Genomic DNA, 13,515 nt, shown 5'->3' on the forward strand with positions numbered 1-13,515 from the left:
TGATAGTTTTCTTATTGATCATTTTTGCTGAAAACAGCATGTTTACATCTAAGGATATTAACCAAAGGTGTAAGGGAGCGTTATGGCAAAAAAGTATAAAGTTGCCACGATTGCAGGTGATGGGATTGGTTTAGAAGTTCTACCAGAAGGAATCAAGGTTGTAAAGGCAGCGGCTGATAAATATGGTATTGAACTTCAAATGGATACCTTTGATTGGGCAAGCTGCGATTATTACCTTGAACACGGCAAAATGATGCCGGATAACTGGTTTGAGATTTTACAGCAATATGATGCAATCTTCTTTGGTGCTGTGGGCTGGCCTGAAAAAGTACCCGATCATATTTCACTTTGGGGCTCATTGCTGCAGTTCCGCCGTCGTTTTGATCAATATGTGAATTTACGCCCAGTTCGATTAATGCCAGGGGTGAAATGCCCACTTGCAGGTAAACAGCCAGGTGATATTGATTTTTATGTGGTGCGTGAAAACAGCGAAGGCGAATATTCCGCAATAGGTGGTAAAGCTTTTGAAGGCACTGATCGAGAGTTCGTATTACAGGAAGCGGTATTTACTCGTCATGGGGTAGATCGCATTTTGAAATATGCATTTGAATTTGCCAGTCAACGTGATGCTCAAAAGATCACAGCTGCAACCAAGTCCAATGGAATTGCTGTCAGCATGCCATATTGGGACGAACGTGTGGATGAAATGGCAAAACAATATCCGCAAATCAAAGCAGATAAACAACATGTTGATATTTTAGCTGCCCGATTTGTACTACAGCCTGAACGTTTTGATGTAGTGGTTGCGTCGAATTTGTTTGGAGATATTTTGTCTGATTTGGGACCTGCATGTACAGGAACGATTGGTTTAGCAGCATCTGCAAACCTCAATCCTGAACGTAAATTTCCATCACTGTTTGAGCCTGTACATGGTTCTGCTCCAGATATTTTTGGTCAGCAAATTGCCAACCCGATCGCTGCAATCTGGTCAGGTGCCATGATGTTGGATTTCTTGGCAGATGGTGATGAACAGGTGATTCAGGCAGGGCAAGACATTATGCAGGCGATTGAACATATCTTGGTTCATGGACCTAAAACGCCGGATGTTGGCGGAACTGCAAAAACTTACCAAGTTGGAGATGCCATTGCATCATTTGTAACTCACGAGAAAATGGATTTATTCGCTATGGAATAACCACCATATGGAATGATCAAAATCCAAGATGGATTGAATAGATATGGATAATCAAAATACAAAACTCTATACAGATAAGACCTTAGCCATAACCAGTCTTGCCGTTGTGTTTATTTCGGTGGCTGGTTTAGCGATCTACTCATCTGAATCAATAGAATTGGCTTCTAAATGGATGCATTGGACGACTTCGGTGTTTACCACGCCCGTGCTTTTATTTGCCTTTTTATCAATTATTTTTACCTTTGGTTTGGCATTTAGTAAATACGGCAAAATCAAGTTGGGAGAGGGAAAACCTGAATACAGCACCATGTCGTGGATTTTTATGTTCATTTTATCGGGCATTGGTTCTTCGACATTGTATTGGGGCTTTTTGGACTGGGCATATTATTACCAAACCCCGGGCTTAAATTTAGCACCTGAATCTGCCGAAGCACTCAAATACAGTGTGGCATATTCATTCTTTCACTCTGGTTTAAGCGCATGGTCGATCTATGCACTTGCGTCTATTTCACTGTGCTATAGCTATCATGTGAGAAAGAATAAAGGCTTGAGCTTGGCTTCGATGATAGAGGCGGTCACAGGGTTTAAGTCAACAGGACCCGTTGGACGTTTGGTTGATTTAATGTTCTTGCTGTGTATGTTTGGTGCCTTAACCATTTCATTGGTACTGACCGCAGTGACCTTTACCAATATTTTGTCGCAGCTAACCGGTATTCCAAATACCTTTATGACCAAGGTCGTCATCATTTTTGCGGTATCGATTTTATTTGCCTTGAGTTCTTATGTCGGTATGGACAAAGGGATGCAGCGTCTCAGCCATATGGTTTGTCTGGGTGTGGTACTGTTCGCAATCTATGTCCTGTGCTTTGGACCGACCCAATTCATTATGAATAATTCATTGATGAGTTTTGGTCTTATGGCAACCAACTTTGTTGATATGAGTTTATTTACAGACCCGATGGGCGATGGAAAGTTCACCCGTGAATGGACCGTTTTCTATTGGTTGTGGTGGATTTCTTATGCACCGGGTGTCGCACTTTTTGTTACCCGAGTTTCAAAAGGACGCACCATTAAAGAAGTGATTCTTGCCATGGTGATTGGTGGTAGCGTTGGTTTATGGTTCATCTTCGGTGTATTTGAAAACTACAGTGTATATAACTTTATTCATGGCATGGTGAATGTTCCCCAAGTCTTGAGTCAGCAAGGCGGTGAAGTTGCGATCAGTCAACTGTTGGGGCTTTTACCAGCAGGCAAGCTGATGATGTGGATTTTTCTCGGCATTATGGTGATTTTCCTTGCAGCGCATATGGATGCGGTTGGTTATGCCGTCTCAGCAACCTGTACACGTGGCTTAAGTGAAGGACAAGATCCATCACCAAATGCTCGATTATTCTGGTGCTTGATGCTGACCTTGGTACCGATTGCGATGATTTTTTCTAAAGCACCTTTAGACACTATGAAAACGGCAACGATTGTGACCGCCTTGCCTTTTATCGTGATTATTCTGATACAGACGTATGGCTTAGTGAAATGGTTGATTGAAGATTATTCAAAGATTCCATCACATCTGATTGAGCAAAGTAGCTTTAATGAATTGCAATCATTGGATCATGCAGAAGCCAATAAGCATATGCATATTGATGTTGCCATTGAACCGATTGCAGATAAGGCAAGTCAAAAGGAATTGTCATGACAGCACAATCGAACATGAACTATGAATTAAGTGAAGAAATGCAAAGCTTAGTGTATTGGAGCAGTATTTATTCACCTGCGGATCAGGATATTGATTCAATACGTGCTGCCTATGATGCAATGTGTTTACATTACAGTTTGCCAAGAGATGACACAGTCAATATTGAAGATAGAGTCGTACCGCATATCACGCATCCAGTGAATGTTCGATTGTATTCACCATTAGGTGAAGCACCAGAAAAAGGGTGGTCATGCGTTGTTTATATTCATGGCGGTGGTTGGATGGTGGGAAATTTAGATTCACATGAATTTATCACCCGTTATCTGTGTCGTGATCTCAATGTTGTGGTACTGAGTATCGACTACCGATTAGCGCCTGAACATCACTTTCCAGCAGCTTATGAAGATTGTGAAACGGTTTACCTCTGGCTTAAACAACATGCGATTGAATGGAGTATTAATCCAGATCAAATCGTATTAGCAGGAGATAGTGCCGGTGGTAATTTAGCAGCATCACTGGCAGTTCAGTTACAACATACGGCAAATCAAGCATGTGGTCTTGTACTAATTTATCCAAGTCTAACCACCCAGTTTGATAGCGAATCTTGCCAGTTGCATGGACAAGCACCGTTACTGAGCGTAGCAGACATGCGTTATTACTTAAAAGGTTATGCACCCAATGAAAATGATTGGCAAGACTTACGTTTATCGCCGTTGTTCGCACAGGATTTTTCTGGTATGCCAGCGAGTTTTATTGCGGTAGCAGAGTATGACCCTTTAAGTGATGACGGACGTATTTTTGCTGACAGCTTAAAACAAGCCAATATCGAAACGGAATTTTATCTTGGAAAGGGATTGCTACATGGCAGTCTACGCTTAGTTCGTGATTGCCCAGTCGTACAGGATTTATATCAGCAGATGCTGAGTTCAATAAAGCAAATGCTCAATTGATTTGGGCATCAGCCAATTTTTAATGAAACGGTCGTTAGGACAAAAGAGTTTAATGGAGTAAAACCATGAATGCAGTTGAAAAATTACCCGAAGATTTCTGCTCAAACCCAGATGTAGCATGGACCTTCCCAAAAGTGTTCTATACATCTTCTCAAGTTTTTGAACGTGAGAAAGAAGAAATTTTTGCAAAAAGCTGGATTTGTGTGGCACATGGCAGTGAAGTTGCACAAGCCAATGATTATATTACCCGCAAGGTGATTGGTGAAAACATCATTGTGATCCGTGGTAAAGATAATATTTTACGCGCTTTCTATAATGTATGCCCACATCGTGGTCATGAGTTGCTCAGTGGCAGTGGTAAAGCAAAAAACGTGATTACCTGTCCATACCATGCATGGACATTTAAGTTAGATGGTAGCTTGGCTTTGGCACGTAACTGTGACCATGTTGAGTCATTTGATAAACAAAACTCAAGTATGGTGCCGTTAAAGGTGGAAGAGTATGCAGGTTTTATTTTTATCAATATGGATGAAAATGCAACTTGTGTAGAAGATCAGTTACCTGAATTTGCCCAAAAGCTCAATGAAAGCTGTGCAGTCATCAAAGATTTAAAACTTGCAGCACGTTTTGTCACTGAAACACCAGCAAACTGGAAAGTGATCGTTGATAACTATATGGAATGTTATCACTGTGGTCCTGCACATCCTGGTTTTGCAGATTCAGTGCAAGTCGATAAATATTGGCACACCACACATCAAAACTGGACTTTACAATACGGTTATGCACGTTCTTCAGAAAAATCATTCAAATTAGATCCATCTGTTCAAGACCCAACCTTCAGTGGTTTTTGGACTTGGCCATGCACCATGTTTAATGTTCCACCAGGCAGCAATTTTATGACAGTGATTTATGAATTTCCTGTTGATGCTGAAACGACCTTACAACATTATGACATTTACTTTACCAATGAAGAACTCACTCAAGATCAGAAAGATTTGATTGAATGGTATCGTAATGTATTCCGTCCTGAAGATTTAAATCTGGTTGAAAGTGTGCAACGTGGGTTGAAATCACGGGGATATCGTGGTCAAGGTCGTATTATGACTGATAGACAACGTTCAGGTATCAGCGAACATGGTATTGCATATTTCCAAAATCTGGTTGCGCAATACCATCAGTAATTCATCAATTTAGAGGTGCGGCAAATCTAGCCGTACCTTCTTGTCACTTTATAGGATCATGATATGACAAGTTTGCAAGGTCGTCAGTTATTTCAACAACGTGGATTGGTCAATGGTCAATGGATCGATGCTCAATCTCATGACACTGTACCTGTAACCAATCCAGCAACAGGTGAAGAAATTGGTGTGATTCCGAATATGGGAACAGCTGAAGCAACGGAAGCCATTGAAGTTGCTTATCAAGCATTGGCTTCATGGAAAGCGTTAACTGCACAGCAACGTGCAGATTTATTGCTTGCTTGGTATCAGTTGGTGTTGGCGAATGCAGATGAGCTGGCACATATTATGACGGTTGAACAAGGTAAACCTTTGGCTGAAGCATTGGGTGAAGTGAAATATGCAGCTTCATTTATCCAATGGTTTGCTGAAGAAGGGAAACGTGTTTATGGTGATGTGATTCCAACCACCAACAATCAACAACGTTTTATCATCAGTAAAGAGCCTGTCGGTGTTGTTGCTGCAATTACACCTTGGAACTTTCCGATTGCAATGATTACCCGTAAAGCAGCTCCTGCTTTAGCAGCAGGCTGTAGCATTGTGATTAAACCCGCCAATGAAACACCATACAGTGCTTTAGCCTTGGCGAAGTTAGCTGAAATGGCAGGTATTCCTGCTGGTGTAATCAATGTTGTCACCGGTAAATCACAAGAAATAGGTGCGGTATTTACCAGTCATGAAAAAGTTAAAAAATTAACATTTACAGGGTCTACGCCTGTCGGTCGTTTATTGATGCAGCAATGTTCAAGCACCATTAAAAAACTGGCATTGGAATTGGGTGGAAATGCACCGTTAATCATTTTTGATGATGCTGACCTCGATAAAGCTGTTCAAGGTGCGATTTTTGCTAAATTCCGTAATGCTGGACAAACGTGTGTTTGTGCCAATCGTATTTATGTGCATGACAAGATTTATCAGGCATTTACTGAAAAGTTTGTGCAAGAAGTGCAAAAATTCAAAATTGGCAATGGTCTTGAAGCAAACGTACAGATTGGTCCTTTAATCAATGAAAAAGCGGTCGTAAAAGCCCAGCAATTGATTGATGATGCCTGTGAAAAAGGGGCGAAAGTGGCTTGTGGCGGTAAACCGCATGCATTGGGGCAAACATTCTTTGAACCCACGGTTTTAACTGGTGTAAATCAGCATATGGAAATCGTACAAGAGGAAATCTTTGGACCTGTTGCACCACTGATTCGCTTCAGTGAAGAAGCAGATGTCGTTGCACAAGCCAATGATACAATTTTTGGTTTAGCGGCTTATGTCTACAGTGAAAATATTTCGAGAATCTGGCGCGTAGCTGAACAACTCGAATATGGCATGGTGGGAATGAACTCCACCGCAATTTCCAATGAAGTCGTTCCGTTTGGTGGTGTTAAACAATCGGGTGTGGGACGCGAAGGTTCAAAATATGGTTTAGAAGAATTCATGACCATTAAATATATGTGTTTAGGCTTATAGCAACAACACAGGTTGGTCGATCAGTGAAGATTAGCCAGCCTGAAATCTGCGCTTAAAATTAAGAAATGCTTGTATGAAGCAGCATGTGGTAAAGAGGATTTAGACATGGCAAGTCATTATGAAATGTTTCCATCAGTGGTTACTCGAGTAGAACAACTCACCCCATTGATCAAACGATTTACATTTAAACGTCAGGATGGACAAAATTTCCCTCAATTCAATGGCGGTAGCCATATCATTGTGAAAATGAATGATCAGCTTTCCAATGCTTATTCACTGATGAGTTGTGCTGAAGATCTCTCGACTTATCAGGTCTGTGTGCGTAAGGATGTCGAAGGCAAAGGCGGATCAGTGTATATGCATGATCAGTGTCTAGAAGGGTGTGAAATCGTCATTTCTGAGCCTAAAAATCTATTTCCTCTGGCTGAAAATGGTAGCAAGCATATTTTAATTGCTGGTGGGATTGGTATTACGCCGTTTGTACCTCAAATGGAGGAGTTGGCGGCGCGTGGCGCAGACTACGAGTTGCATTATGCTTTTCGTTCACCAGAACATGCAGCATTATTAGAAGAACTTAAACAAAAACATTCAGCACATATTTTTAGCTATGTCGACTCAGAAGGCAAAAGCCTTGACCTCGATCAACTTATCGCATCACAACCTAAAGCAACACATATATATGTATGTGGACCTAAGCCGATGATTGATGCTGTGATTGATCGCTGTAATTTTCATCGTTATCGTGATGAATATATTCATTGGGAACAATTTGCTTCAACTGTGCCTGAAGAGGGTGAAGCTTTTACGGTGGTACTGGCGAAATCTAATCAGGAAGTTGAAGTACAAGGCAATCAAACGATTCTACAAGCCATTGAAGCATTAAATATTGATGTGGAATGTCTCTGCCGTGAAGGGGTTTGTGGGACTTGTGAAACTACAATTATTGAGGGTGAAGCAGAACATTTTGATCAGTATTTGAGCGATGATGAAAAGTCTTCTCAACAGTCGATGATGATCTGTGTTTCTCGTGCCAAAGGTCGGAGATTAGTGCTGGATTTATAAGTTGAATGATGATTTTACTTTTAATTTAATGTAGCTATTTATTTTAATAATAGTATAAAAATCTAAGAGCTGTAGCTTAGTCCTTATGGTACTTCTACAGCTCTTTTTAATGTTTCATATAAATATTCATAATCTTTACTTCTTGCATCTTGTAATGTTTCCTTAATTTGCTCATCACTCCAACCTAAATATTTAACATGCGTCAGAAAGCTTGCGATCAAGACTAGACTATGATCACCTTTTCGCAGATAGGTTCGTTTCAGTTTTTGTTTGGTTACTTTTTTTAGCAAAACTTTATACCTCCATTTTTTAATAATTTTATTTAAAAAAAGGACAATAGACTTTCCATATAAGACATGATTTCTTGTCATTTTTAACAAAATGAGTTTTTTTATTGAAATGTTTAACATTAAATTTTGATGAACTCATCAAAGTCTCAATAAGCTTCATATTTTTTATCAAGATGGCGTTTTCTCCATTCAGATGGTGAAACACCAGTCCACGTTTTAAACGCACGATTAAAAGAGGTTTGATCTTTATAGCCAAGTAAAAATGCGATTTCAATAACTAGTAAATTTCTATTTTTTAAATATTTTTTTGCAAGTGTTTGCCTAAGGTTGTTTAAAATGTTTCTAAAAGATAATCCATTTTTCTGTAAATCAATTTGCAATAATCTTGGTGAGGTATTTAAAGATTTGGCAATGGTTTGAATTTTTACATCATTACTTTCTAATGCTTTAATAATACTTAAGTTAATGATCTCTCTAAGTGAATCTTGCTTTGGCATTTTTTGAAGTAGCGCATCTGCATGATTTGAAAGAATCGCAAATAAATTGGGATCAGAGCCTTTCAACTGCGTGTTTAATAACGTATGTGGCAATAAGATTCTTGTCTGCTGGGTATTAAATAGGATTGGGCAGTTAAAATATTGAGTATATTTTTCAATATCGTTAGGTTCGGGAATTGCTAATTCTAAACTATGAAAAATGGGTTCATTTGATTCAATGAGCTGTTTTATATGATGATAGAAAATAGAAACCTGCATTTCTTCGGTAATGATTGTTTCATATAAATATAAGCCAGCTTGAACGTAAGCTGGTTTATCCCATGAAATGGATAAAAAACCATCTTCGATATGAATATTCTTTGGGGTATAGTTAAACCAAAGTTTCTCATACTTTGAAAGTACCTCCATATAATTTTCCAAGGTATCTCCAGATTGAGCCATATAGGCAACCACCCCCATATGATGGGGTTTGATTAGAGCACCAATATCAAGCCCTAAACCTTCTTCATCGCATTGTTTTCGAATGTTTTTTATTTTTTTAAGCCACTCACCAAAAGTGATATGATTATTTAATCTATTTTGACACTCTGGCGGAAAATGAAGCCCTTTTTTTTTACAAAAGTCACTAAGTAGACCGATTAGGCTCTCATTAACACTTTTGGTTTTTAAAAAGGATTTCATTATTTCTCCGTACAGATCGTTGATAAGTTGATGGGTTTTAATTCATCTTGTTTGGAATTTTCATTTGTATTCATTGTTTACTTCTGACTTTATTTGCATTAAAAAAACCATAGGTACACCAGCAAATCTTTGAATTTACAGGAATGAATTTGAGTTTTTTGAAATAAGAAATGATGCTTAATATTTTGTCTGATCGTCCTCTCTTGTTCAGACAAGCAAACAGTTAAAGTTTAGATATTTATTTTTCATTGATACTCTATTGTAAATTGAGCATTTGCATTGGCCTTTCCTGCCTGTGCTTGTGCCTTGGTCACGATATAATTTGCGTAAAAAAGTGCAGAAACATGACCATCTGAATTGGTAGAAAAAGCCTCACTTTTTTGCCCTAAAGCCAGCCTTTTTTTATCTTCACTTCGAATTTCAATCGCCACATTTTCTGCTTTATTCACTAAAGCATCGATGGCTAAAAGTTCAGCATTATTTGTGTCACGAATGCCGTCAAAGGTCAGCGTCACGGTTCCATTTGGAGGGCAATTACTCATTTCAAAGTGGATTGGAGTTTCTTTAGATTGACTGCCTACCGAGGGTAAATCTTTACTTGCGATACTTCCAAGCTGCACATATTTATCTTGTTCGGAACTTAAAACGCCACAAGTTGCGAGCGTCACAATTCCTGAAAGCTCAATATTTACTCGCCCCAATTCCACATTAGAATCTTGTGCATGAACAAGTTGAATAACATTTGAACCGTAGATCGCCACGATCAATGCCAGAGGCTTAAATAATTTTTGCATTGTTTGCTTTACTCCTTATTCAAAGTCTACTCGAAGGTATCCTCTAGATTTAAAAGGACCAATTTGTGGCGTATTTCCTGTAATACTCACAGGCCAGCTTTTAATAATGACATTTGCTGGCTGTTGTAAAATATTAAAAGGAATGACGCTATTCATATTGTTAGGTATAAGCACTTTGTCATTTTGGTCAGAAAGTTTAAATCCAATATCTGGGTTATCTGAAACCATCATATCCCCAGTAGCTTTTTCCGCTTCTAGTCGAAGCGTCAAAATTGCTTGTGCATTGATATTGGTGCATTGAATAGCCAACGTATGCGTCTGTTTATTGACATTATTGGGTTTATTACCAGGACCTGCTTGGCTAAATGCGTATGCAGGAATTTCCCCAAATTTGATTTCTAAAAAATCACCTGTACCGATTTTACAGCTTTGGGGAACACTCACTGAGCCGCTATAACTGATTCGATAAACAGGCATATCCAAAGGTTCACCTGAAGCTGTAGTCACATAGACTGTGAACATGGTTTTTTTAGGAATTGGAACGAAGTCAATAAATGGTTTAATGACTTTTAATCGAAAGGTAAAGTTTGAATCCATGACTGGAAAAGGCTGACCTTTACTGACATTTGCGTGCGTACCCATTTGTATATAATTAGCGGGTGGATAAAAATCGCCTGCATAACTGTCAGTAATTTTCATTGCACCAACCAAATAGTCATTGATTGGTAAATATTTGAAGTTATCTATAGTTTCAACCACAGGCAGGTCTGTTATATAACTTCGTTTGGTACGGTTGTTACTGATACTGGCATTATGAACAGGGCAAGTCGCATTCACTTGTGCCGAAAAATTTTTTTTAAGTTCGACAATTTTTCCTACAGCATTATTAGAACTACTGAAGCTATTGGAAAGATCATAAAAAACCTCATCCACAACACCTTGTCCTTTACTATTCCAGCATACCACTGCAAAAGTTTGAGTTGATGCGACCATCAGCATTGCAGAAATTAAAAACTTAAATGTCATATGATCTCTCCTTATTTACATTCAAGATCAAATTGAATAACGGGTTGAGTGAGGTCCATTTCTGAAATATCGTAAGTCGCCAGACATTTACCTGTGTCAGATTCATCCCAATCTATGTGTAATGTCCCTTTGACAGGAAGCCCTGTTAAATACACTCGACCTTCATCGGCAACCATACTGCGTGCTGAACTTTCTGTTTCGATCACACGGCTTGCATAAGGTGCAAATTTGCCATTATGAGTTAACGTAATCAGTGCTCTAACCCCTAAACTGGTGTTAAAGGTTGCTCTTGAAATTGCCCCTTTAATCGGTACGACATTTTCTACGTTATTGCTGATTTCAAGATTATTGCTGAAGCTATTTGAGTTGAGTGCAACTCGATTGGCACGATATTCAGTGGCATAAGGAACAATCGCATAACCTCGCCAATCTGTTTTCACACCCGTATAATTTTCAATATTGACACCTTTAGCCCCTGGGGCTTTGACTAAAATCGAGGTTGAGCCTAAAGGTTGACCAAAAGTAATTCCATCTCGATGCGCTAGGATGCCGCCAGAAGCTGTGTAGGTAAATTGATTGGAATCTTTTTCATAGCTATAACCCGCACCAATGCTACCGTAACTTCCATCATAATTAATGCTGACGGAGCCAATATCACCTTGCTGGCTCACTCGTCCTTGATTAATGCTATAACTCAAGTTGCGGTCTTTGAGTAATGTACCGCTAACACCAGCCATGTATGACTCATTTCCATTGGAATTTTGAGTCGTTGAAAACGTGCTATAAGCATTTTGAATAGGGTGATCTCTGAAATTTGCTTTAGGCCATAACTTGTCCAGAGGGAAGGACAAATTCATGGCATACATCGTGTCACTTTGTTTAAGTTCAGAATATTTGTTATGACTCACTGAAAAAGAATAATTTAAAGATTTCCAAGAATTTGCATATCCTGCTTGAGCCCACTCATTCTTTTTATTGGTGTTCCAATAGGTTTGTTGATTACCTGATATAAATAAAGAACCATATTTACCCAAAGAATGAGAAATATTGACTTCAAAACGACCTTTCTTTGCATTATATAAATTGTAGTAATCAGTGATGATCGGTGTGTTGGCTTGATTACCGTCTTGTGTTTCGGAGGTGTGATAGCCACTCATGCGGTTATATGCCACATCATTGAGTGTGTAAAAACCTTTGGTTGAGTAACGATAACCTAAAAGTTGAAAGGTTGTTCCTGAACTTAAAAGTGATTTTGAATATAAAAAGCGTAATGATTGTCCGCGACTCGAAGATTGGTCAGCTAACTTACTGTCTGCATGAGTTACATCAAAAGATAAAGCACCATAATTTCCAAGATTTGCACCGAGACCCAGCAAAGCACTCTTATACTTTTCTGCAAGTTGAGTCCCAGCATATACAGAGATACCATTATTTAGACCATGAATTGCAGTAGCTTGAACCAAGCTTGGACGATCTTGTGAGTCTAAACCGCTACGGTATTCACCAAGCACAACGCTATATTTAGTCCGACCTTCACGCTGTAAAATAGGTAGTGTTGAATAAGGAACACGAAAGCTTTGGATCGAACCATCATTTTCTTCAATAGTGACAAGCAGATCGCCACTGATTGATGTTGGATTCAAATCTTGAATATGAAAAGGTCCCGGTGCAACATTCAACTGATGAATCACATAACCATTTTGTTTAATCACCACTTTAGCATTGGTTTTAGCCACACCACGTATAGACGGTGCATAACCTTGTTGACTGTCTGGATACATCGCATCGGCAGTGGATAAGTGTATTCCTCTGAAACCATAGCTATCGAAAATTTCACTACTCGTTGAACCATCACCAATGACTAATTGACTTTTTAAAGGAATAACAAGTGTTTGTAGATAAGTATTTAAATTGTCCCAACGGTTTGTTGTTTGACCTTTATGATCATTATAATTCCAGCTACTTGAGTGCCTAAATTGCCAAGCTCCAAAGTTTATACCGTTGTCTAAACGCAAAAATAGACTGTTGGTATCTGTTTTGGAATTATCATAACCAGATAAACTATAGTTGGTAAAAAAGGCATTGATGCCTTCATCCCACTGATCTGGTGGGATGTATCCACGGATTTGGTTACGTAACGATGCTTGAGGCAAGCTAATCATTAACTTTTGTTTATCAAATTGAAATTGGCTATTTGCACCTTCAATAATTGAAATGAAATCAATACATTGCTGATTTTCTTCTGACAATAACGGGTATTGGGCAATATTGATACCAAAGCCCTGTAAAGTTTTACTGTCAAAACATGGAAATAACCCTGAAATATCACCTGATTCAGGTTTTTCAGTGAAATTAATATCCCGAGTAAAGACATATTGATCATTTACATAGACATCTACCCGATAGATACCAGGTAATTGATGTGTTGATTTTTCAAATCGGGTTAAATCTGAGATTTGAGTATTGGATAAGTTGTCAGCTAAAAATGCTGGATTAAACACTTGTTCAGCATGACTTGTCCTCACCGTAAAAACGGAAATAAGAACAGTCACGGCTATACCAAATGGGTAGTAGGGAATATTTTTCCTCATACATACAGTGCTGTATGGTATTGAAAATAAATTATTCATA

The 13,515-nt window shown here is 38.8% G+C and carries 11 protein-coding genes; 6 read left to right on the forward strand and 5 right to left on the reverse strand.

Going from position 1 to position 13,515, the window contains the following annotated elements; all coding sequences use genetic code 11:
* Positions 1–82 precede the first annotated feature (82 nt).
* The 6 genes from AC1Z3T_RS09585 to cntB all read left to right on the forward strand — a co-directional run bounded on the left by AC1Z3T_RS09585 (position 83) and on the right by cntB (position 7,596).
* Positions 83–1,195: a tartrate dehydrogenase gene (locus tag AC1Z3T_RS09585; RefSeq protein WP_058971596.1), complete on the forward strand. Its 1,113-nt coding sequence runs from the start codon at positions 83–85 to the stop codon at positions 1,193–1,195.
* A gap of 37 nt (positions 1,196–1,232) precedes the next feature.
* The gene (locus AC1Z3T_RS09590; RefSeq protein WP_139420340.1) at positions 1,233–2,888 is read left to right on the forward strand and encodes a BCCT family transporter; all 1,656 of its coding nucleotides are present in this window, start codon (positions 1,233–1,235) and stop codon (positions 2,886–2,888) included.
* Positions 2,885–3,838, forward strand: coding sequence for an alpha/beta hydrolase (locus tag AC1Z3T_RS09595; protein WP_100885766.1), 954 nt, complete (start codon positions 2,885–2,887; stop codon positions 3,836–3,838). The genes AC1Z3T_RS09590 and AC1Z3T_RS09595 overlap by 4 nt, the downstream gene beginning before the upstream one ends.
* A 65-nt stretch (positions 3,839–3,903) precedes the next feature.
* Positions 3,904–5,019, forward strand: a complete 1,116-nt coding sequence (gene cntA, locus AC1Z3T_RS09600) for a carnitine monooxygenase subunit alpha (protein WP_005033186.1) — start codon at positions 3,904–3,906, stop codon at positions 5,017–5,019.
* 63 nt (positions 5,020–5,082) lie between these two features.
* Positions 5,083–6,534, forward strand: a complete 1,452-nt coding sequence (locus tag AC1Z3T_RS09605) for an NAD-dependent succinate-semialdehyde dehydrogenase (RefSeq protein WP_100885765.1) — start codon at positions 5,083–5,085, stop codon at positions 6,532–6,534.
* A gap of 105 nt (positions 6,535–6,639) precedes the next feature.
* On the forward strand, positions 6,640–7,596 hold the full coding sequence (gene cntB / locus AC1Z3T_RS09610; RefSeq protein ID WP_005033180.1) for a carnitine monooxygenase, reductase subunit CntB: 957 nt from the start codon (positions 6,640–6,642) through the stop codon (positions 7,594–7,596).
* An 83-nt stretch (positions 7,597–7,679) separates the two neighbouring features.
* Here cntB and AC1Z3T_RS09615 read toward each other — a convergent pair whose 3' ends face one another.
* The 5 genes from AC1Z3T_RS09615 to fimD form a co-directional block, all read right to left on the reverse strand.
* Positions 7,680–8,006 (reverse strand): hypothetical protein, encoded by a 327-nt coding sequence (locus AC1Z3T_RS09615; protein ID WP_227566064.1) that lies wholly within the window; start codon positions 8,004–8,006, stop codon positions 7,680–7,682.
* A 26-nt stretch (positions 8,007–8,032) separates the two neighbouring features.
* Positions 8,033–9,064, reverse strand: coding sequence for a helix-turn-helix domain-containing protein (locus AC1Z3T_RS09620; RefSeq protein WP_046760530.1), 1,032 nt, complete (start codon positions 9,062–9,064; stop codon positions 8,033–8,035).
* A gap of 245 nt (positions 9,065–9,309) precedes the next feature.
* Complete coding sequence (locus tag AC1Z3T_RS09625) at positions 9,310–9,858, reverse strand: fimbrial protein (protein WP_100885764.1); 549 nt, start codon at positions 9,856–9,858, stop codon at positions 9,310–9,312.
* A 15-nt stretch (positions 9,859–9,873) separates the two neighbouring features.
* On the reverse strand, positions 9,874–10,884 hold the full coding sequence (locus AC1Z3T_RS09630; RefSeq protein ID WP_058971858.1) for a fimbrial protein: 1,011 nt from the start codon (positions 10,882–10,884) through the stop codon (positions 9,874–9,876).
* 11 nt (positions 10,885–10,895) lie between these two features.
* On the reverse strand, positions 10,896–13,514 hold the full coding sequence (gene fimD, locus AC1Z3T_RS09635; RefSeq protein ID WP_100885763.1) for an outer membrane usher protein FimD: 2,619 nt from the start codon (positions 13,512–13,514) through the stop codon (positions 10,896–10,898).
* Position 13,515: the final 1 nt, after the last annotated feature.

Source organism: Acinetobacter sp. B-6, from assembly GCF_056930735.1.